The sequence below is a fragment of the Mesorhizobium sp. RSR565B genome, from assembly GCF_054719465.1.
In genome coordinates this window covers 2,372,851-2,393,315 of the sequence record NZ_JBTTIE010000001.1, presented here as the reverse complement: position 1 = coordinate 2,393,315, position 20,465 = coordinate 2,372,851, and the positions used below count along the sequence as shown (strand labels likewise).

Genomic DNA, 20,465 nt, shown 5'->3' with positions numbered 1-20,465 from the left:
ATGGCGACATCAGCCGTGGCGCGGGAGACTGTTTTTGCCCTGCGCCGCCAGATCGCGAAGATCGAGGGAACGCTGCCCGAGCGCCTGGCCGCGCCGGCTGGCGAGGGGCTGCGCGCGGGTCCTGGCGGCGGTCTCGACGCCGCGCCTGAACCCGATGCCGATGTCACCATCATCCGGCGCGGGCTTGCCGTGGCTTCGCCGGATGCTTTCCTGGCCACCGGCGTCGAGCGCCTCGATGCGGCCCTCAGCGGCGGCCTTCCGAAAGCCGCCTTGAGCGAAATCCATGGCCTTGAGACCCGCAATGCCGGGGCCGTCGCCGGCTTTGTGCTGTCGCTTGTCAGCCTGATCCTCAAGGGCCAGCCCTTGCCCGTGCTGTGGATCGGCACATCGGAGATTTTTCGCGAGGCCGGCTTTCCCTATGCCAGGGGATTGCAGGGCATTTTCGGTATCGCACCGGAGCAATTGCTGTTTTCCGAGGCGCCGAAACTCACCGATGCGCTGTGGGTAGCCGAGGAGGCCGCGAAGATGACGGCGCTCGCCGCAATCATCCTCGAAATCCGTGGCAGCCCGCAGCGGCTCGACCTCACCGCGACGCGCCGGCTGCACGCGCGCGCCCAAAACGCCGGCCGGCCGGTGTTCCTGCTGCGCCAGGCCGGCGAAGCCGAGCCGACCGCCGCCCCGGTGCGCCTCATCGTGTCGGCTGCACCAGCGGCGAGCCGCCGGACGATCGCCGGGTCGCTCGCCGGCTCGATCGGCCGGCCTGCCTTCACCGTCAGCATCGGCAAGAGCCGCACCGCTCTGCCTGGACAATTCACACTGGAGTGGAATCCCGATGAACACGCATTCGAAGAAAGAAAGCCCCGCGAAAAACGGGCAGAGAATTCTGTCGCTGTGGTTCCCGCATCTGGCGGCAGAACGGATCCTGCGCCAGCGCCTGGGACGGTCGTGGCGTTCCCGGCCTTCGGATCATCTGCCGCCATCTCACCCACCGCTCGTGATCAGCCATCGCGACCGCAACGCCCAGCGCATATCGGCCCTCGACGAGCGGGCTGAGGCGCTGCATCTGAAGCCTGGCATGGGCATTGCCGATGCGCGCGCCATGCATCCCTCGATCGACATCGTCGAGGCCGATCCGGACGCCGATCGCCGGCTGCTCGAAGGCCTCGCCGACTGGTGCGATCGCTATACGCCGCTGGTGGCGCTCGACGGTACTGATGGCCTTTATCTCGACGTCACCGGCTGCACGCATCTGTTCGGCGGCGAGCGCGCCATGCTGGACGACATCCTTGCGCGGTTTTTCCAGCAGGGTTTCGATGTCCGCGCCGGGTTGGCCGCGACGCCGGGTGCAGCCTGGGCGGCGGCGCGCTTCTGCGGCAACCGCATCGTTGTCTCCGGCGAGGAGGAAGCGCTGCTCGCCCCCTTGCCGCTGGCGGCACTGCGCATCGAAGCCGATATCCGCGCCAGCTTGGAAAGCGTCGGCCTGCGGACCGCCGGCGCGATCATGGCAGCGCCGCGCGCGCCGCTCGCCCGTCGCTTCGGCGCGACCTTGCTGTTGCGGCTCGACCAGGCGCTCGGCCGTCTCGACGAGGCGGTATCGCCGCGCCTGCCCGTGGCCCCGCTTTCGGTCGAACGCCACCTGGCCGAGCCGGTCGTGCTGACCGCCGAGATCGAACGGCTGGTGCTCTTGCTGGCGGTGACGCTGAAGGCCGATCTCGAACGCCGCGGCGAGGGCGCAAGGATGCTGGCGCTGCTGTTGTTTCGCGTCGACGGCGCCGTCAGCCGCATCGCTGTCGGTACCTCGCGACCGTTGCGCGAACCCAAGCTTATCCAGCGCCTGTTCCATGAGCGGCTGGCCGCGCTCGAACAGGACATCGATGCCGGCTACGGCTTCGACCTGGTGCGGCTTTCGGTGCTGGCGGCCGCCGGCTTCGACATGCAGCAGGCCGATTTGACCGGCGAGACCGAGGATGACGGCGCCGACATGGCACTCTTTGCCGACCGCATCCGCGCCAGGCTCGGCGACAGTGCGGTGCTGAAACCGGTCGCCCTCGAGAGCCATCTGCCGGAGCGCGCCATCGCCACCATCCCGTTCTCGGAAGCGCCACAACGCAAAACACCGCTCAGGAAGCCGGGCTCGAAAGACGCGCCGCGCGCAACCATCTTCCCGCCGGAACGGCCGATCCGGCTGTTCCGTTCGCCCGAGCCGATCGAGGTGCCGGCCACCGAAATGCCTGAGGGTCCGCCGATGAATTTCCGCTGGCGCCGCGCGCTCTACCGGGTCGCGCGCGCCGAGGGGCCGGAACGCATCGCGCCGGAATGGTGGCGTGAAACGTCAAGCGATCCGCTCACATCGACGCGTGACTATTTCCGGATCGAGGATGCCGACGGCCGCCGCTACTGGCTCTACCGGCAAGGCCTCTATGGCAACCCGCAGGTGCCGCCGCGCTGGTTCATGCATGGGGTCTTCGCATGAACGCGCTGACCGTCATCCCCTATGCGGAATTCGGCATCCAGTCGAACTTCTCCTTCCTGCGCGGCGCCTCCAAGCCGGAGGAGCTGGTGGTGGCGGCCAAATTCCTCGGCTTTTCCTCGATCGGACTGGCAGACCGCAACACGGTGGCCGGCGTCGTGCGCGCCTGGCAGCAGGCCAAGGTCGAGAAGCTCGCCTATCACCCCGGTTGCCGCCTGGTGTTCGGCGACGGCACGCCGGACATTCTCGCCTATCCGCAGAACCGCAAGGGCTGGGGCCATCTCTGCCGCATGCTGACGCAAGCCAATTTGCGCGATGAAAACGAGAAGGGCGCGACCCTTCTCCAGCGCAGCGACCTGCTCGAATGGGGCGACCTGCTGTCGCTGGCGGTGCTGCCGGATCTCTCGGCGAATGCCGACGATCCCCTGGCATTGGTCCGTCAACTGAAAGACCGTTTCGGCGCTAATTTGCGGCTAGGCATGGCGCCGGATTATCGCGGCAATGACCGTTTCCGCATCGAGCAGGCGGCGGGCATGGCGGACATCGCCGGCGTGCCGCTGATGGCGACCAACGACGTGCTTTATCACAGCGCCGAGCGCCGCTCGCTGCAAGATGTGCTCACCGCCATCCGCCTCAATTTGCCGGTCGCCGAGGTCGGGCTGGAGCTGACGGCCAACGCCGAGCGCCATCTGAAGCCGCCGCTGGAAATGGCCCGTCTCTTCCGCCGCCATCCACCGGCGCTGGCCGAGACGCTGCGCTTTGCCGGCGAACTGACCTTCTCGCTCAGCGACCTCCAGTACAATTATCCCGACGAGCCGACGCAATCAGGGCTTGGGCCGCAGGCCGAGCTAGAGCGTCTGGCCAGGGAGGGGGCCGCCACGCGCTATCCGGCGGGCGTCCCCGCTTCCGTCTTGCAGCGCATCAGTGAGGAGCTCGCTCTGATCGAGCGTCTGAATTATGCGCGCTATTTCCTGACCGTTTACGACATCGTCCAGTTCGCCCGCAATGAGGGCATTCTGTGCCAGGGCAGAGGCTCGGCCGCCAACTCGATCGTCTGCTACTGCATCGGCATCACCGAGGTCGGCCCCGAGCGCATCGACACGTTGTTCGAGCGCTTCATTTCCGAGGAGCGCAACGAGCCGCCCGACATCGACGTCGATTTCGAGCATGAGCGGCGTGAGGAGGTGATCCAGTACATCTACTCCAAATACAGCGCCAAGCGCACCGCGCTGGCTGCCGCCGTCATCAGCTATCGCGGCCGCTCGGCGCTGCGCGAGGTGGCCAAGGCCATGGGCCTATCGGACGATGTCCGCATTGCGCTCTCCAGTTCGATCTGGGGCTGGTCGACCTCGGAGCTCGGCGAGAAGGAGGCGCATGCCGGCGGCCTCGACCGCAACGAGACCTCGACCCGTCACGTGATCGCCCACGCCAACGAGATCATGGGCTTTCCCCGGCATCTGTCGCAGCATGTCGGCGGCTTCGTCATTACCCGCGACCGGCTCGACGAGATCGTCCCCATCGTCAAGACGGCGATGGAGGCGCGCAAGATGGTCGAGTGGGATAAGGACGATCTCGACGCGGTGAAGATCCTGAAGGTGGATATTCTGGCGCTTGGCATGCTGACCTGCCTGAAGCGCGCCTTCACCTTGCTCACCGACCATTATCCGAAGGCCCGGGATGATTACGGCCGACCCTATGTGCTGGCCACCCTGCCGCCGGAAGAGAACGACGTGTACGACATGATCTGCCGCGCCGACACGCTCGGCGTCTTCCAGATCGAATCGCGCGCGCAGATGTCGATGCTGCCGCGTCTACGCCCGCGCGAATTCTACGACCTGGTCATCGAGGTGGCGATCGTGCGGCCCGGCCCGATCCAGGGCGACATGGTGCACCCCTATCTGCGCCGTCGGCAGGGCAAGGAAGCGGCTGAATATCAAAAGCCAGAGCTGGAGGCTATTCTCAAGAAGACACTCGGCGTGCCGCTGTTTCAGGAACAGGCGATGAATATTGCAATCGTCGCCGGCGGCTTCAGGCCGGGCGAGGCGGACGAACTACGCCGCGCCATGGCCACCTTCAAGCGCACCGGCACCATCGGCAATTACCGCCAGCGCATGATCGACGGCATGGTCGGCAAGGGATACACCAAGGACTTCGCCGAGCGCTGCTTCAAGCAGATCGAAGGCTTCGGCGAATACGGCTTTCCCGAAAGCCACGCCGCCTCCTTCGCTTTGCTCGTCTATGCCTCCTGCTGGTTCAAGACCTTTTATCCCGACGTGTTCTGCGCCGCGATCCTGAATTCGCAGCCGATGGGGTTTTACCAGCCGGCCCAGCTGGTGCGCGACGCGCGCGACCATGGCGTCGATATCCGCGACGTCGACGTCAATTTTTCCGACTGGGACTGCACCCTGGAGAAAGCCCAATTCGATCCGGGCCGCATCCTGGGGCGCCATGCCGAAATGCGCGGTGTCATCAAGACCCGGTACGCCGTCCGGCTTGGCTTCCGTCAGATCAAGGGCTTGGCCGAGAAGCGTATGGAAGCTTTCACCGCGCGGCGCGGCGCCGGCTATACAAGCGTCAGGGATGTGTGGCTGCGCTCGGGCCTCGATGTCGGCGAAATCGAAAGACTGGCGCAGGCTGACGCCTTCCGCTCGCTCGGCCTCGACCGTCGTGAAGCCTTGTGGGCGGTGCGCGCGCTGGATGGCAAGAGCGCCGCCGAACGGCTGCCGCTGTTCGACCAGCCGGCGATCCGGCTGCGCGAACTCGAGCCCGAGACAAAACTGCCGACAATGCCGCTCGGCGAGCACGTCATCCACGACTACCGCGCGCTCGGCCTGTCGCTGAAGGCGCATCCGGTCGCCTTCCTGCGCGAGCGGCTCGACCGCGCCGGCGTCATTCCCAATGCCAATCTCGGCTCGGTGCGCGACGGCAGGCGGGTCTCGGTCGCCGGCCTGGTGCTGGTGCGGCAGCGGCCCGGCAAGGGCAATGCGATCTTCCTGACGCTGGAAGACGACAAGGCCGTCGCCAACGTCATTTTCTGGGAGCGGACCTTTACCCGTTTCCGGCCCATCGTCATGGGCGCGCGCTTCGTCAAGGTCACCGGCAAGCTGCAGTCGGAATCCGACGTCATCCACATCGTCGCCGAGAAGATCGAGGATTTGACGCCGTGGCTGACGGTGCTGCTGGAAGAGATGACGCCGGCTGCCCGGCCCGACATTGCCACCCTCTCGGACAAAGCTGAAAGGGTCATGCCCAAGGGGCGGAATTTTCAGTAGGCAAGTGCAGGGCGGTCGGGAGCCCATGACATTAATGCCGGCAAGGGCAGAGGGGGGCGCGAAGGATCGCCAACAGAATGGCTTCTTAGGCTGAGGTCCGTTTGAACCACCCCTGGCCCTTCAGCCCGGCCCACCCAATCGCGGCGGCGACAGCACGTCTTCCGCCGAAATAGTCCGCGCCTCCGAGGGCAGCATGATCGGGATGCCGTCGCGCACGGGATAAGCGAGCTTGGCAAGCCGCGAGATCAACTCGCCGCGCACCGGGTCCCAGGCCAGCGGCCCCTTGGTCAGCGGGCAGGCCAGCAGCTCCAGCAATTTTGGATCGACATTGACCGACTTGCCGTCACGCCCATCCGCAGCCATTGGATCCCCCTTCAGCCATCGGCTCAGCCCTTATTGCAGGCTGGAGCCAAAGTCCTCATTCTCGCGCGCCAGCGCCATTTCGGTGATCGCGATCAGCGTCTCCGCGCGGGCTTTCAGGTCGGGCGCCTCCAGCAGCGCCTGTTTCTCGGCCGGTCCGTAGGGCGCCATCATCGACAGCGCATTGACCAGCATGGTGTTCTCGGCGCGGCTGACGCTTTCCCAATCGGCTTCGAGATCGTTGGCCTGCAGATAAGCGCGAAACGCTTTCAACAGCGCCGGCCGGTCGACCTCGCTTGCCGCCTGGTCTTCGGCAAGATCGGTGAGGAACGGCGCCAGCTTGCATTGCCGGAAAGGCGTCTTCACCGGCAATTCGCTGGTGATGCGGAAACGGCAGACGCCCTGCAGCGAAACCAGATAGCGGCCGTCGCCGCTCTCGGCCATCGAGATGATGCGCCCGGCGCAGCCGACATTGCACAGTTCCGGCTCCCCGTCGGCGCGCAACGCGCCATTGAGGCTGGGCTGGACGATGCCGATCAGCCGCGCGCCGGCGATCGCCTCATCCACCATCTGCAGGTAGCGCGGCTCGAAAATGTTGAGCGGCATGCGCCCGCCCGGCAGCAGCAGCGCGCCGGCAAGCGGAAACACCGGAATGGTTGCCGGCAGATCCTTGCCGACCCGGTAAAATGCGTTTCCGACCTGCACCTTCACTCCTCCGACCCGCTTCGGGCGCGATGTTATCGGCCTAATCTGGCGCGGCGGCCGCCGACCGCAAGGCCCGACAGCCACGCCCCGGCAATTTGGCCGGCAAACGGCTCAGGAAAACAGCAGCGACGACAATTTGCGCCGTGCCGCCAGCGTCGCCTCGTCGGTCATGCCCCAGGCCTCGAACAGTTTCAGCAGCTGCGCCCTGGCGCCGTCCTCGTTCCACGTCCGGTCGGCTTTTATAATCGCCAGAAGATTGTCGGCCGCCGCATGGCGCTCGCCCTTGGCGTTCTGGATCATGGCGAGGTCGAAACGCGCCTGGTGGTCGCCGGGATTGGCGGCCAGTCGCTGCTCGAATTCAGCTGGATTGCCAAGTGCTGCCGCTTCCGCAGCCAGCGTCATCTTGGCACGCAGCGCGGCAAGTGCCGGCGCATTCTTCTTGGCCTCCGGCGCCGTTGCCAGCAGCGCCTCGGCGCCGTCGCTGTCGCCGGCCTCGAACAGAAGCTCGCCCAGCCCGGCAATCGCCTCGATCGTCTCCGGCGCCTGCGCCAGGATGGCGTCGTAAATGTCGGCTGCGGTCTGCGCATCGCCCGCCGCATGCGCTTCCGCCGCCGCGGCCAGTGCTTCGGCGACGGGCGGCGCGCCATTGCCCTTGCCGCCGACCTTGGTGATGAACTCGGCAATCTGACTCTCGGGGATGGCGCCCATGAAGCCGTCGACAGGCTGGCCGTCCTTGAAGGCGATGACCGCCGGGATCGATTGGATGCCGAGCTGGCCGGCGATCGAGGGATGATCGTCAATGTTCATCTTGACCAGCTTGACCTTGCCGCCGGCGGCCTTGATCGCCTTTTCCAGAAGCGGCGTGAGCTGCTTGCAGGGCCCGCACCACGGCGCCCAGAAATCGACCAGTACCGGCTGTTTGCGCGATTCCTGGATAACGTCGGCGGCGAAAGTGGCGGTCGTGGTGTCCTTGATCAGCTCACCAGCGGCAGGTGCTGCGCCGGGTGTCGAGCCAAGTGCCGACTTGGCCGGCTCGGCGCCGCCATATTGCGCGGAAGTGGTGTATTGGCCCGAATTGCCGCCGAATTGGCCGCCAAACGGATTGTTGTTGTCGCTCATGTCGTCGCCCTTCCGGTCGCGCCCAGCGGAGCAGCGCGACGTCCTTAACTAGAGGTCAGTTTTCGCCATCCATGTGGCGATCAAGCCGAGACTTTCAAGATAGCAGCATCATGTCCGGTTGCCTCGACGAATCTGATGAGGTCGGCGGACGCGATCGACGTCGTCGCCTCATTGGTCAGCGGATGCGCGTTGACTGTCGCATGTGCCATCAAATCCTGGTCGAGCACCACCTTGACCCGTCTTTCGGTGTCGTTGATCAGCCCGAACACGGTGACCGCGCCCGGAATGACACCGAGCAGCTCCATCAGCATCTCCGGCTTGCCGAACGACACCCGGCCGGCGGCGCCGATGATCGTGTGGATCTGCTTCAGGTCGACCACCGCCTCCTCGCCGACGCTGACCAGGAAGAAATTGTCCTTCTTGTCCTTGAGAAACAGATTTTTCGTGTGCCCGCCCGGTATCTCGCCGCGCAGCGACTGCGAATCGGCCACCGTATAGAGCGGCGGATGGCGCACGGTCGACACTGATATGCCGAGATCGGCAAGAAAGGCGAAAAGCTCGGCTTCGGTCTTCGGCATTGGTGGTCTTCCCCTGTATCGGCGCGCGGCAAAGCCGTTTACGGCCAATGATGCCGCCGAGACAAGACCGTCATGCGGGAAGTCGATGAACCACCCGCGTGGCCGACAAGGTTCCGCCAAGCGATTTGGCGCGACCAAAAAGCCCGTCATTTCCCTGTTGCAATCGCCGCGCTCTTCAGCCATATAGGCCCGGCTTGCGGCCAAAGGGCCGTGTGAGCGGGTGTAGCTCAGGGGTAGAGCACAACCTTGCCAAGGTTGGGGTCGAGCGTTCGAATCGCTTCACCCGCTCCAGTTTCCTCTAGGGGAATCAAGCGATGAAGAGGCGCCTTTCGGGGCGCCTTTTGCTTTTTCCAGACCGGCGATGTAAGCGCGTTGCGGGACACTTGTTCTCCCTCAGAACCAGGCGCAGGTAAGACGGCGTGGCGCACAATCCCTCGGGTTCAATTTCGGCGAAAGGCGGCACCGCATCCGAAGCGCTTGCTTGGCTGGCGTTGCGGAACGCCGCGTCCGAATGCGGCTCAGGCTCGCGCTTGATCGACCCGCAGCCCCTGCGCGCACTCCCGGCGGGACGCAAGTGGGCGCATGAGATTGCCAAGGTAATCTTCGATGGCCTCATGGCAGGAAGCCTGTCGGTGCCGGCGCAATTGGCTGCCGGATGGGCGAGGTTCGGCAGCGCAACCACCGCGTTGATCATCGAACTCGGCACGATCTGGGACAATCCCGCAGCAGCTCGCCGCGTCCAGTACCAGCTTGAGCAAATGCTTCTCGAACCCGACGATCTTGCCACGCCGCGCAGGCTGGCGCGAACGCTCGGAATTCGCGTCGACGCTCGCAATCCGACCCCGACCGAACTGCCGGAAGGCATCGATCAGATCTATGCCCATCTGATGCTGGATGGCCGGATCGAGGCTGTAGTGCAGTTCGGTGCACTCGGGACGGTGACAAGCGATCATTGGATTGAATTGATCCTGGATGTAGTGCCTGCTGAGCGGCTTGCGGGAGGATCGCCTGCACCGCAAAAGGGCGGCGCGACCACGTCAAACACGCCTGCAGCCGAGGCATCGTTTGCCATGGCGGGAAACGAGCCCGATCAGGACAGCCACTTCGGCAAACTCGCGCAATTGGCCGCACAGGCGCATGACCTGGTTCGGTCGAGCGCTGAACCGTCAGAGCCTGTTGCGCCGCGCCGCGCACGGGTCGCGGACAAGCACGACAAGGATCGCACGGCGTTCTGGAACAGCTATTTCGCGACCGAGGATCCGTGGAACTACGGTTCGTCCTATGAGCAGGAGAAATACGAGCGCCAGCTCGAAATCCTGCCTCCCGGTCCCATCGGGCGGGCGCTTGAACTGGCCTGCGCGGAGGGCCACTTCACGCGGCAGCTGGCTCCGCGTGTGAGCCATCTGGCCGCAACCGACATTTCCGCCATAGCCGTCGAGCGAGCCCGCGCCCGATGCAACGATCAGCCGAATGTCGAGTTCGGCGTACTCGATTTCGCTGCCGACACGCTGCCGGGTGAGATGGATCTGATCGTCTGTTCGGAAGTGCTCTACTACTTGGATGACCTCGCCGAGCTACGGCGCATCGCCAGGAAATTCGCCGAGGCGTTGGCGCCTGGCGGCAGCTTCATCAGCGCACACGCATTCGTGCTGCGTGACAATGTCGAAAAGACGGGCTTCGACTGGAATACATTCGGTGCCCAGGCGATCTCCGAGACACTAGCAGCGACCGAAGGCCTCGTCTTCGAGCAATCGATCCAGACCGAGCTCTACCGCATAGACCGCTTCCGCCGCCTATCGCCGGGCGATGTGGCGACGGACCCGGTGATCGATCATGTGCCGATCCGCGCGCCCATCGAAATCGGCGTCGCGCGAAATATCGTCTGGGGTGGGGCGCGAGCCTTGCGCCGCGACGTCGCACGTAACGAGCAGCACCAGCATATCCCTGTCCTCATGTATCACGGCGTTGCCGATGAAGGTCCGGCCGCGCTCGCTCGCTTTCGGCTCACGCCCGCCGCATTCGCCAGCCAGATGGGATGGCTGCGCGCCAATGGCTTTCACGCCATTGGCTCCGAGCAGCTGGAAGCCTCCATCGCCAACCGTCAGCCTTTCGTCGGCCGCCCGGTGCTCATCACCTTCGATGACGGCTTCCAGAACTTCGCCGACCGTGCCTGGCCGATCTTGCGCGCCAACGACCTGACTGCGGAAGTGTTCCTGGTGACGGACCTGGTGGGCGAAAGTGCAAAGTGGGACACCGACATCGGTCCGCCGACGCCGCTTATGGGCGCCGGGACGGTGCGACGCCTCGCTGCCGAAGGCGCCTTCTTCGGCAGCCACATGGCGACGCATCGCGCCATAGATGGTCTGTCGAGCGCTGACCTGGCCGCCGAGCTCCTGCGCTCTCGTATGTTCATCGAACGGTGGACCGGTCGGCCAACCACGGCGTTCGCGGCACCCTTCTCCGTCACCGACCGACGGCTTGGCCGGCTGGCCAGGGAGTGCGGCTATCGAATAGGCTTCGGCCGCAAACACGGGCCGGCGGACCTCGATAGCGATCTCATCGACCTTCCGCGCATCGAGATTCGCGGCGACCGCTCGCTCGATGACTTTGTCGCCACTGTCGAGGCCGTGCTCGGATAAACACCGAACTGGTCGGTGCGGCAGCGCAAATGGCATCCGCGTGGGCTGGTGTCAGAGCGCTGCCGGTAGCGTGGCCGCGTGGCCGTGATTTGCGAAAATTCCCTCGTCCCGCCGTCTTCCTGCTATGATGGAGATGAGGAGGCGACCCATGAGCGAGAACCGTAAGCTGGCCGCAATCCTGGCTGCAGATGTGGTCGGATACAGCCGGCTCGCGAGCGCGGACGAAGATCGTACCTTGGCGCGGTTGCGGGCACTGCGCAGCGACCTGATCGATCCGATCATTGCAGTGCACCACGGGCGGGTTATCAAGCGTACCGGAGATGGGGCACTGGTTGAGTTTCGCAGTGTGGTCGATGCCGTGCGCTGCGCCGTTGAGATTCAAAACGGTATGGTTGAGCGCAATGCCGGCGTACCGCAGGAGCGCCGCATCGAGTTCAGGATCGGCATCCATCTGGGCGACGTGGTCGAAGAGAGCGATGGCGACCTGATGGGTGACGGCGTCAACATCGCCTCGCGTCTGGAGGGCGTTGCGGCGCCCGGCGCCATCTGCCTGTCCGAGGATGCCTATCGCCAGGTCAAGGCCAGGCTTGACCTCTCGGTCAGCGATCTCGGCAGCACACAGCTCAAGAACATCGCCGAGCCGATCCGGGTGTATTCGCTGCAGGTCGGCGCCGGGGCCAAGGTGGCCGTGACCTCGCAAACCCCGACGAGCCCTCCGGCTGCGGCAGCGCCGCCGAAACTGTCGATCGCCGTGCTGCCGTTCGCCAATATGAGCGGTGATGCCGAACAGGACTACTTCGCCGACGGCATCTCCGAAGACATCATCACGGCGCTGTCCAAACTGTCACAGCTCTTCGTCATCGCTCGCAATTCGTCCTTCATCTTCAAGGGCCAGAACGTCCATGTGCAGGATGTCGGCACGAAGCTCGGCGTGCGCTATGTCCTTGAAGGCAGCGTACGCAAGTCGGGGAACAAGGTACGCATCACCGCGCAGCTCATCGATGCAATCTCAGGCGGCCATCTTTGGGCGGAGCGGTTCGATCGCGATCTGACCGACATTTTCGCCGTGCAGGATGACGTGACGCAGCACATCGTCGGTGCACTGGCGCTCAATCTGACCGAGGATGACCGTCTGCGGCTGGCGCCCGAACACCAGCGCAACCCGGAGGCGTATGACTGTTTCCTGCGGGGCCGGGAGCTATGGCACCGGCTGACGAAGGACACGAACGTCGCGGCCCGCGAGCTCTTGCAGCGGGCCATCGAACTGGACCCGAAATTTGCCTCTGCCCACGCTTTCCTAGCCCTCACGTACGGGCTCGATTACCTCAACAGGTGGGGTGCGTCGGACTCGATGGCGCAAGCGGAAGAGGCAGCAACGCGAGCGGTAACGCTGGATGACAGCGATCCCTGGGCGCACTGGGCGCTGGCATCGGCCAAGCTTTACACACGACGGCACGATGAGGCCATCGGCGAGGTGGAGCGCGCGATAGCCCTCAATCCGAACTTCGCCGAAGCGCACGTCGCCCGCGGCGAGGCGCTGTATTATTCGGGTAGACCCGCGGAGGCGCTAGAGAGTTTCGCCCGGGGAAAGACCTTGAATCCATACTTCCCGGATGTGCTTCTGCACTTCCAGGCTTTGGCATCGTTTCAACTGGGAAGGTACGAAGAGGCGGTCGACCTGTTGCTGCAACGGCTGGCTCGCAACGCTGTCACCGACCTCTCGCGCGCGCTTCTGGCCGCCACCTACGGCCATCTGGGCCGTCTGGAGGAGGCCCATACGGCATGGCAGGACCTGCTTCGCGTCAATCCCGCCTATTCGCTGGAACACCGCCGCAAGGTCTTGCCTTACAAGAACCCTGCCGATTTCGAACTCATGGTCGAGGGGCTCCGCAAGGCCGGTGTGGTGCAATGACGGGCTAAAGCCCGGCCGGATCAGAGGCGTGAGGCCCGGCCGATCTTGCGCCATCGGGGGTTTTCGCGAACCGGTTTCAGGTCGTCGGTCGTCTCGGCAAATGTCCGCAACCGGTATTGCCGGAGCAGGTCCGGGAAGAGCGCCCCTTCCGGCAGGCCGGCAAGCTGCTCGCGGACCGAGATCTTTTCATCGATGACCCGCATGCCCCAGGCATTTTCCCGAACCTGCAGCTCGGCGGCCAGATCGCGCTCTTCTGGCGCGTGTTCATCCAGCGCAGCCAGCAGGATCGAGTGGAAAAGCGCGACATAGCCAATCTGTCTCAGGCCGCCCACAACCCGCACGCGCGGCAATATGGCAAGGGCAAGGAACATCAGGAACAAGTCCGGCAAAAGCATGCCGTCCAGCAGTGCCTGCTGGAGATGCGGCCGCTCGAACGGGATGGAAAGACCATGCGGCCTGTCAGGCTCGATCAGCCGCCCGTTCTCGAGGACGAGCTTGCGCACGCGCTGCTCGCGGATGCCCCAGAAATAGGCCGTGGCATTGGGCAGGAACCTGCCAAATGGGCCCGATGCGGCTTCTTGCAAGGCATGGTCGAGACGCCGGCGCCTTGCGGGCTCGAGGAGCAGCCTGGAAAGGAGGCTGCCTTCATCTTCCAGATGCCGCGCCACGACAGTCGCGGCCAGCCTATCATCGACGAAAACCGGCCGGGCCATGCCGGAACGATCCCAATCGGCGACCAAATCCTCGTTGAGTTCTGTCAGCGCATCGGCGGCTGTTGCAAATACCTTGCCCTGGCTGGCAAGCAGCGTGCCCAGCCAGCTTCTGGCATCCGTCTCATTGCCCACCGTTTCGAGCGCGCGCCCGTTGAGGGTAACGGGACCGGCCGCGCAGGCGCTTTTGCGGCACAGTTTGTGGCGCCCCATGCCAAACAAATTGACCTTGTCGTCGCCGACATCGAGCCATCCCGGCCCCTCCCGGCCGGTTGTCTCCATGGTCATCGTCGTTCCCATGAAGCCGAAAAAAGCCGACAGCCCGTTTTCGACCGCGCCGAGCCAGGCAAGCAGCAGGGCATCGAAGGTGATGCGATCCATCAGAAGCAGGCAGTGCAGGCCGGACTGGATAACCGGTCTGTGGTCGAATTCGTCGAGGGCCTTGTCGATCGCTTCGGGCTGCATGATCGCACCGAGGCGCTGCTGCAGGACGTCGCGCAGGATCGAGCGGGCAGCGATCGACGGGGCCGATCCAGGCCTTGCCACCGGCCGCCACAGATGGCGGGCATAATCGGAAACCGGCGCATTCCAGTTCTGCTCGATGTCACGCACGACCTCCGGGCAGAGCAGCGACAGCACGGCCAAAATGTCCACCGGAGGCGCAGGGGCAGGGACGGCGGTCATCAGAACCGCAGCCGGGCCATGCTCAGGAGGTCGTGGTACTGCCCGTCGGTAAAACCGGCCTTCACATGCCGTCCCTCGACCTCGAAGCCGTGGCTTGTGTAGAGACGGATGGCCGGTTCGTTGTCGGCATAGACAGTCAACTCGACCCGCTTCAGGGCGCGCCAGTTGTCGGCCACGTCAAGCAGCGCGCCAAGGATGGCAGAGCCGATGCCTCTGCCGACAAAGCCATCGTCAAGGCCGATATTGATCTCGCCGATATGCGAGCGGCGCGGCGAACCCTGCGCGACCAGGCTGCCATGGCCGACAACCTTGCCGTCCAGCTCCGCAACGATCCAGGTGGTTTCCGGGCCGGACTTGGCGATGCGCCGCTCCACCTGCTCCACCATCTCGAACGGCATCCTGAGCGTGCCCCAGCGGAACCCCGGCATATTGAAGATAGCGCACAGCGCCTCGGCATCGCTTGGCCGGACGGCCCGGAGCTGCGGCTGGATTTTCTCGGATAAGGAGGTCGTGCTGGTCATGGCTTTCCCGCCTAACGCAATTTCAGGAAAAGTGTGAGCGGTTTTCCGTCCGGAATTGCGTCAGAACAAAGCGACAGAGGCAATATGCCCGGCACGATGCACCGGACGTCACCTGAAAATCCAGCCGTCTCTGCGACCTATGCCGATTGCGCGGCAAAATGCCGGGGGGCGGCGCAGAGTTTGAGGATACCGCTGATGCCGATCCAGCCGAAAAGGGCGAGCCAGCACAATGTCCCGGCCGCCGTCCAGTCGATCCGGTGCACGGCAGCGTCGGTGATGAAGAGGCCAAGAACAGCAAGCAGGCCAACCAGAAACTGCGCCAGGCCGAGCACCAGCAATTCCTCACGCGGTGCACTTCTCCAGACGAGATAGGTACCGCCGGCGCCGGCGAGGAAGATGGCGCTGTAGACCTGGGCGTGAAAAGCATCGATCGGCCATGGCCAGAAGCCACCGAATGTCAGGGGAAACAGCAACAGGCCGACGCCGTAGAGCCCCAGGACTGCCATTTCCGCCGGTAGGTAGGCGCGCCATGCGGAGTTCAAGATCACGCCTTTTGCAGAAGGGCGAGCCCTTGCCAGCCACAGGAACAGCCCGGATACCGCGGCTGACGCAAGATAGACCAGAAACCAGAGCCAGGGGGCTTTGCGCTCGAAGTTGAAATAGCCAAGGTTGATGAACGAAGCCGCCGACACGATGACGGTGAAGATGAAGGCCATGACCAGCACGAGCCTGCCGGGCGACCAGCGATTCCAGACCAGCAGCGCCGCCATCACTGCCATTTCGGCGGTGTAGAAGCCGCCGAGGAAGCGGGCATTGAACGGCGTGACGGCCCAGGGCCAGCGCGGCTTGACCAGCGCGGGCGCGAAAAACAGGCCGGCCCCGACGATCAGGACGATGATGACCCCCGCCGAGAAAAGGCGCAGGGCCGCCGGAAACGGCGGGTTGTCGCGTGTCGGCATGGAGAAAACCCCAGAGATGAATGCCCCATGGGCTATCATAGTTTGGAATTCAACAAATGGAAATTGACCTGTCACCAGGCTTGTCCATTCGAATGGCCGTACGGTCCATTTCGCAGTATGATGGAGCGTTCGGGTCGAAGATCGGTCCGGCCAACACGCCTAGAGCCGGATGATTTCAGGTCTGTCCGACCTGAAATCTGAATCCGCCTCTAAATCAGGAAATAGAGCATGATGTCGTCCGAAAACCGCTTCACACTTTTCGGCATCATGCCCTAACGGCGCAATTTCCGGAGCCTGCACGATGACCGAAGCTCAGGATCTGTTCTCGCTTCTGCGGCAATCGACCGATGTCGATCCGCAGGCAATCGACGCAATCCGGCAAACCATCGCCGAGGGCAAGGACCGCGAACTTTGCCGCATCAATGCGCTGGCCTTCGCCAGCAAGCATGGCCTCGACGAGGAATGCACCATAAGCGCCTTTCTCCATGCGGCGCGGGTGGGCATCTTCGACATTTCCTGGAATGTTCTGTGCCCCGGCTGTGGCGGCGTGCTCGACACCAACGCCACGCTGAAAACCATGCAGAAGGACGAATACACCTGCGCGCTGTGCTCCCAGGGCTATTCGCCGACACTCGACGAGATGGTCGAGGTGACATTCACCGTCAGTCCCCGTGTGCGCAGGATTGCCGCCCACAATCCACACGAACTGCCGTTGGTGGAATATTACCGCCAGATCTACTGGGCGTCCGGGGCCGATCTGCCGGACGAGGATCTGGCGGAAAAGATGGAAGCGTTCTCGCTGGAAGATATCGAGCTTGCGCCCGGTGAAAAGGCGGTTCTGCACATCCAGCTTCCGCCCCAATTTATCATCGTCTTCGAGCCGGTCACGCATTCGGCCCAGTTCATCGACGCGAAGGGCGAACCGGCAAAAGAGCGGCGAAACCTCTCTCTGGCCTTCGACCGCGACCATGTCCAGAGCCAGACGCTGGAGATGCAGCCCGGCCCATTGCGCATTTCGCTGGAAAACAGGACCGACACGCGCGTGCTGCCGACGGTCTTCATCGCCTGCCCGGTATTGCATGATTTCCTGGGCAAGCGCCGGCCCTTCGTGACCGCCAAGCGCCTGCTCACCAACCAGACGTTCCGGGATCTCTATCGCACGGATACGCTCGACATCAACCAGCGCCTGAAGATCACCAGCCTGACCTTCCTGTTCACCGATCTGCGCGGATCGACCGAGCTTTACGAGCGGGTGGGCGATCTTTCAGCCTTCGATCTCGTGCGCGAGCATTTCCAGGTTCTGCACGAGATCGTCGCGGCGGAGGCAGGCGCGGTTGTGAAGACGATCGGCGATGCGGTGATGGCGACCTTCGCGACGCCTGACCGTGCGATTGCCGCGGCGCTGCGGATGCGCGACGCCATGCGGGCGCTCAATGACAAAAGCGGGCGCGAGGACCTTCTGCTCAAGATCGGTGTTCATGCCGGCCCCTGCATAGCCGTGTCCATGAACGAGCGGCAGGATTATTTCGGCCAGACGGTCAACATTGCTTCGCGGGTCCAGAACCTCGCCAACGCACAGGCGATCTTCGCCACGCGTGCGGTGGTCGACGATAATCTCACCGCCGATCTGTTGCACAGGAACGCGCTGACGCCCGTGCCGCACGAGGTCTCGCTGCGCGGCATCGAGCGGGAGATTGCGGTTTATACGATCCCCTGAAGAGTTCTCTGCCGCTCACACGCGCTTGCAGAGGAAATAACGGTCGGCGGGCTCCGAAGTGGGCGCCGGGAGGTGTTGCAGCAGCGGGTGATCGAGCGGCGTGCCACTGACCGCGAAGCCGCCGACGCGAAGCAGGCTCGCAATCAGATCGGGAAGCCAGGTAGCGGTCACTGCATCGCGATCGTCATAGCCGGTGCCGATGTCGGCATGAACAAGGGCGGCTTCGATGCCAATGAACTTGCGGCCCGTCTCGCGTATTTCGCCGAGCACGAGGTTTTCAGCTTCGGGAATTGAGCTAGTGTGCGCGCCAACTTCGCGGTCGAACACCACGATCCGGCGCCCGGGCAGAAGCTCGCGCAGATGGTGGAATGTCCGGCCATTGCCGAGGCCGAGTTCAAGCACAAGCCCCTCCATCTTCGCCACCTCGGGGCAGATTCGATTGAGAATGTCGCGCTGCGCGGTCATCCTGCTGATGAAATTATCGAGGCGACTCATATGCGATTGTGTGTCCTGAACCAGCAGCCCCGATCGAGGCTTGCTGCATATAAAGGCGAACGACGAACCCTGCAATAACGCAACCGGCCGCCGACAAGCGTCATACCGGGTGGAGTGTTCGGCAGGCCGCGCGGTGGAACAGCGATATCACTTGTAGGGGTCTGCGGCGTCCCGCAAGCCGTCGCCGAGGAAGTTGAACGCCATGATGACGAGGATGACCGGCAGCATCGGCAAAAGCAGCCATGGATAGAACGCGATCACGCTGACGCTGCGCGCCTCGGTGAGCAGGATGCCCCAGCTGGTTATCGGCGCCCTCAGGCCGAGCCCGAGGAAGCTCAGCGCCGTTTCGCCCAGGATCATGCCAGGGATGGAGAGCGTCGCCGTCGCGATCAGATGCGACATGAAGCCGGGAATGAGATGCCGCCTGATGATGCGGCTGCTCCCGGCGCCCATCAACTGCGCGGCCAGAACGTAATCCTCCTCGCGCAAGGCCAGAAGCTTTGAACGCACGGCCCGCGCCAGTCCGGTCCAGTCGAGCAGCCCGAGGATGACGGTGATGCCGAAATAGATCAGGATCGGACTCCAGGTTATCGGCATGATCGCCGCCAGGGCCAGCCATAGCGGAATGCTGGGAATCGATTGCAGGACTTCGATTATCCGTTGGACGATCAGGTCGAAGATACCGCCGTGATAGCCGGCCAGCCCGCCGATGACGATGCCGAGCAGGAAGCTGAAACTGATGCCGACGAGGCCGATAGTCAGTGAAATGCGTGCGCCATAGATCATGCGCGAGAGCACGTCGCGCCCCAGCCTGTCGGTGCCGGCCAGAAACAGCTGCCCGTTTTCGGCAGGACAGACAAAATGCCTGTCACCTTCGATCAGGCCCCAGAACCGATAAGTGTCGCCCTTGCAGAAGAAACGGAGCCGCTGAACATCGTCGTGCTTCTCGATGTAGTTCCGCTTGAGCGTGTCCATATCCAGCGTCATCTGGCGGCCATAGACGAACGGCCCGACGAACTCGCCATTGTGGAACAGATGCACGTGCTGCGGGGGCGCATAGATGTAGTCCATGTTGCGCGAGTGCAGATTGTAGGGCGCCAGGAACTCGCAGATCAGTATCCCGGAATACAGCACTGCCAGGAATATGCCGGATATAAGCGCAAGCCGGTGTTTGCGGAATTTCCACCACATCAGCCGCAACTGCGATGCCTGAAAGACCTTCGATTGCTCCGGCGTCATCGCCTCGACCGACTGCAGGTCGAAGGGCGCGCCGGAAATGTAGTGTTGCAGTGGAGCACCCGGAGCGGGCAGCGGCGAGTCCTGCTTCATTTGGTGCTGCCACCCTGCAAACGAATTCGTGGATCAAGCAGCGCCAGCGCCAGGTCGGAAATCAGCACGCCGATAACCGTCAGGAAGGCAAGGAACATCAGGAATGACCCTGCCAGATACATATCCTGGCTTTGCAGCGCCTTGATCAGCATCGGCCCGGTCGTTTCCAAAGACAAAACGATAGCCGTGATCTCAGCGCCGGAGATGATGGCCGGCAGGATCGAGCCGATGTCGGAAATGAAGAAATTGAGCGCCATGCGCAGCGGATATTTGACCAGCGCCTTGAACGGATGCAGGCCCTTGGCGCGCGCCGTCACGACATATTGCTTGTGCAGTTCGTCGAGCAGATTGGCGCGCAGCCGCCGGATCATGCTCGCCGTGCCGCCGGTGCCGATGATCAGGACCGGGATCCAGAGATGGGCGAGGATCGACTTCGCCTTGGCCCAGCTCATCGGCTCGCCGAGATATTGCTGGTCCATGAGGTGGCCGATGGACGTGCCGAACCAGATGTTGGCGAAATACATCAGGATCAGCGCCAGCATGAAATTCGGAATGGCAAGGCCGAGAAGGCCGAAGAAAGTCAGGCCGTAGTCGCCCCAGCTGTATTGATGCGTGGCGGAGTACATGCCTATCGGAAAGGCGATGAGCCAGGTGAAGATGATCGTGACGAAGGAAACCAGCACGGTCAGCCACATTCGGTCGCCGACGACGTCGCGAACCGGCAGCTCATATTCGAAGGAATAGCCGAAATCGCCGTGCAGCATCCCGCCCACCCAGTAGAAGTAGCGAATGACCGGCGGCTGGTCGAAACCATATTCCTTGCGCATCATCTGGATGCGGTCGGAATCCACCGCTTCGCCCTGGGCCCGAAGCTCGGCGACATAGCTGTCGAAATAGTCGCCCGGTGGAAGTTCGATGATGGTGAACACAAGCGCCGATATGACCAGCAGCGTTGGAACCATCACGGCGATGCGCCAGACAAGATATCGAAGCAC

16 protein-coding genes and 1 tRNA gene are annotated in these 20,465 nt (G+C 63.6%); 7 read left to right on the top strand and 10 right to left on the bottom strand.

What is annotated here, in order from left to right:
- From ACYG9R_RS11585 to ACYG9R_RS11575, 3 genes are read left to right on the top strand one after another with little or no spacing between them, the layout of a single operon-like run.
- The gene (locus ACYG9R_RS11585; protein WP_023747409.1) at nt 1–1,053 is read left to right on the top strand and encodes an ImuA family protein; all 1,053 of its coding nucleotides are present in this window, start codon (nt 1–3) and stop codon (nt 1,051–1,053) included.
- Nucleotides 995–2,473 carry a DUF6504 family protein gene (locus tag ACYG9R_RS11580; RefSeq protein WP_023736736.1) on the top strand — a complete coding sequence of 493 codons (1,479 nt, stop codon included), beginning with the start codon at nt 995–997 and terminating at the stop codon, nt 2,471–2,473. Before ACYG9R_RS11585 ends, ACYG9R_RS11580 begins: the two co-directional genes overlap by 59 nt.
- A complete protein-coding gene (locus ACYG9R_RS11575) occupies nt 2,470–5,742 on the top strand; it encodes an error-prone DNA polymerase (RefSeq protein WP_023824388.1) in 3,273 nt (1,090 codons plus the stop codon). The genes ACYG9R_RS11580 and ACYG9R_RS11575 overlap by 4 nt, the downstream gene beginning before the upstream one ends.
- 120 nt (nt 5,743–5,862) lie before the next feature.
- Here the strand turns inward: ACYG9R_RS11575 and ACYG9R_RS11570 are convergent, their stop codons facing one another.
- The 4 genes from ACYG9R_RS11570 to ACYG9R_RS11555 all read right to left on the bottom strand — a co-directional run bounded on the left by ACYG9R_RS11570 (nt 5,863) and on the right by ACYG9R_RS11555 (nt 8,504).
- Nucleotides 5,863–6,105, bottom strand: coding sequence for a Trm112 family protein (locus ACYG9R_RS11570; protein WP_023672122.1), 243 nt, complete (start codon nt 6,103–6,105; stop codon nt 5,863–5,865).
- Between the two features lie 30 nt (nt 6,106–6,135).
- Nucleotides 6,136–6,807: an LON peptidase substrate-binding domain-containing protein gene (locus ACYG9R_RS11565; protein WP_023685086.1), complete on the bottom strand. Its 672-nt coding sequence runs from the start codon at nt 6,805–6,807 to the stop codon at nt 6,136–6,138.
- A 111-nt stretch (nt 6,808–6,918) separates the two neighbouring features.
- Nucleotides 6,919–7,926 carry a thioredoxin gene (gene trxA, locus ACYG9R_RS11560; protein WP_023824389.1) on the bottom strand — a complete coding sequence of 336 codons (1,008 nt, stop codon included), beginning with the start codon at nt 7,924–7,926 and terminating at the stop codon, nt 6,919–6,921.
- 80 nt (nt 7,927–8,006) lie between these two features.
- Nucleotides 8,007–8,504, bottom strand: coding sequence for a prolyl-tRNA synthetase associated domain-containing protein (locus tag ACYG9R_RS11555; protein ID WP_023710270.1), 498 nt, complete (start codon nt 8,502–8,504; stop codon nt 8,007–8,009).
- A gap of 216 nt (nt 8,505–8,720) precedes the next feature.
- Between ACYG9R_RS11555 and ACYG9R_RS11550 the strand changes: the two genes are divergently transcribed.
- From ACYG9R_RS11550 to ACYG9R_RS11540, 3 genes are all read left to right on the top strand, one after another.
- Nucleotides 8,721–8,795, top strand: a tRNA-Gly gene (locus tag ACYG9R_RS11550).
- A gap of 128 nt (nt 8,796–8,923) precedes the next feature.
- The gene (locus ACYG9R_RS11545) at nt 8,924–11,143 is read left to right on the top strand and encodes an SAM-dependent methyltransferase (RefSeq protein WP_023824390.1); all 2,220 of its coding nucleotides are present in this window, start codon (nt 8,924–8,926) and stop codon (nt 11,141–11,143) included.
- Between the two features lie 148 nt (nt 11,144–11,291).
- On the top strand, nt 11,292–13,055 hold the full coding sequence (locus ACYG9R_RS11540; RefSeq protein ID WP_023702561.1) for an adenylate/guanylate cyclase domain-containing protein: 1,764 nt from the start codon (nt 11,292–11,294) through the stop codon (nt 13,053–13,055).
- Nucleotides 13,056–13,075: 20 nt separating this feature from the next.
- Here ACYG9R_RS11540 and ACYG9R_RS11535 read toward each other — a convergent pair whose 3' ends face one another.
- The 3 genes from ACYG9R_RS11535 to ACYG9R_RS11525 form a co-directional block, all read right to left on the bottom strand.
- The gene (locus tag ACYG9R_RS11535; protein WP_023824391.1) at nt 13,076–14,419 is read right to left on the bottom strand and encodes a hypothetical protein; all 1,344 of its coding nucleotides are present in this window, start codon (nt 14,417–14,419) and stop codon (nt 13,076–13,078) included.
- A gap of 29 nt (nt 14,420–14,448) precedes the next feature.
- Nucleotides 14,449–14,970, bottom strand: a complete 522-nt coding sequence (locus tag ACYG9R_RS11530; protein WP_023685080.1) for a GNAT family N-acetyltransferase — start codon at nt 14,968–14,970, stop codon at nt 14,449–14,451.
- 137 nt (nt 14,971–15,107) lie between these two features.
- The gene (locus ACYG9R_RS11525; RefSeq protein WP_023824392.1) at nt 15,108–15,929 is read right to left on the bottom strand and encodes a hypothetical protein; all 822 of its coding nucleotides are present in this window, start codon (nt 15,927–15,929) and stop codon (nt 15,108–15,110) included.
- Nucleotides 15,930–16,230: 301 nt separating this feature from the next.
- On the opposite strand from ACYG9R_RS11525, the gene ACYG9R_RS11520 reads away from it, so the two are divergent.
- A complete protein-coding gene (locus ACYG9R_RS11520) occupies nt 16,231–17,646 on the top strand; it encodes an adenylate/guanylate cyclase domain-containing protein (RefSeq protein ID WP_023824393.1) in 1,416 nt (471 codons plus the stop codon).
- Nucleotides 17,647–17,661: 15 nt separating this feature from the next.
- Here ACYG9R_RS11520 and ACYG9R_RS11515 read toward each other — a convergent pair whose 3' ends face one another.
- The 3 genes from ACYG9R_RS11515 to ACYG9R_RS11505 all read right to left on the bottom strand — a co-directional run bounded on the left by ACYG9R_RS11515 (nt 17,662) and on the right by ACYG9R_RS11505 (nt 20,465).
- On the bottom strand, nt 17,662–18,141 hold the full coding sequence (locus tag ACYG9R_RS11515) for a class I SAM-dependent methyltransferase (RefSeq protein WP_023672134.1): 480 nt from the start codon (nt 18,139–18,141) through the stop codon (nt 17,662–17,664).
- 147 nt (nt 18,142–18,288) lie between these two features.
- Complete coding sequence (locus ACYG9R_RS11510) at nt 18,289–19,470, bottom strand: ABC transporter permease (RefSeq protein WP_031196756.1); 1,182 nt, start codon at nt 19,468–19,470, stop codon at nt 18,289–18,291.
- On the bottom strand, nt 19,467–20,465 hold the full coding sequence (locus tag ACYG9R_RS11505) for an ABC transporter permease (protein ID WP_023672136.1): 999 nt from the start codon (nt 20,463–20,465) through the stop codon (nt 19,467–19,469). The genes ACYG9R_RS11510 and ACYG9R_RS11505 overlap by 4 nt, the downstream gene beginning before the upstream one ends.

What these genes read in the sequence shown, in the direction of transcription:
- ACYG9R_RS11585 (WP_023747409.1), top strand. Translation starts at nt 1, where the DNA reads ATGGCGACATCAGCCGTGGCGCGGGAGACTGTTTTTGCCCTGCGCCGC.
- ACYG9R_RS11575 (WP_023824388.1), top strand. Translation starts at nt 2,470, where the DNA reads ATGAACGCGCTGACCGTCATCCCCTATGCGGAATTCGGCATCCAGTCG.
- ACYG9R_RS11570 (WP_023672122.1), bottom strand. Translation starts at nt 6,105, where the DNA reads ATGGCTGCGGATGGGCGTGACGGCAAGTCGGTCAATGTCGATCCAAAA.
- trxA (WP_023824389.1), bottom strand. Translation starts at nt 7,926, where the DNA reads ATGAGCGACAACAACAATCCGTTTGGCGGCCAATTCGGCGGCAATTCG.
- ACYG9R_RS11555 (WP_023710270.1), bottom strand. Translation starts at nt 8,504, where the DNA reads ATGCCGAAGACCGAAGCCGAGCTTTTCGCCTTTCTTGCCGATCTCGGC.
- ACYG9R_RS11540 (WP_023702561.1), top strand. Translation starts at nt 11,292, where the DNA reads ATGAGCGAGAACCGTAAGCTGGCCGCAATCCTGGCTGCAGATGTGGTC.
- ACYG9R_RS11530 (WP_023685080.1), bottom strand. Translation starts at nt 14,970, where the DNA reads ATGACCAGCACGACCTCCTTATCCGAGAAAATCCAGCCGCAGCTCCGG.
- ACYG9R_RS11525 (WP_023824392.1), bottom strand. Translation starts at nt 15,929, where the DNA reads ATGCCGACACGCGACAACCCGCCGTTTCCGGCGGCCCTGCGCCTTTTC.
- ACYG9R_RS11520 (WP_023824393.1), top strand. Translation starts at nt 16,231, where the DNA reads ATGACCGAAGCTCAGGATCTGTTCTCGCTTCTGCGGCAATCGACCGAT.
- ACYG9R_RS11515 (WP_023672134.1), bottom strand. Translation starts at nt 18,141, where the DNA reads ATGAGTCGCCTCGATAATTTCATCAGCAGGATGACCGCGCAGCGCGAC.
- ACYG9R_RS11510 (WP_031196756.1), bottom strand. Translation starts at nt 19,470, where the DNA reads ATGAAGCAGGACTCGCCGCTGCCCGCTCCGGGTGCTCCACTGCAACAC.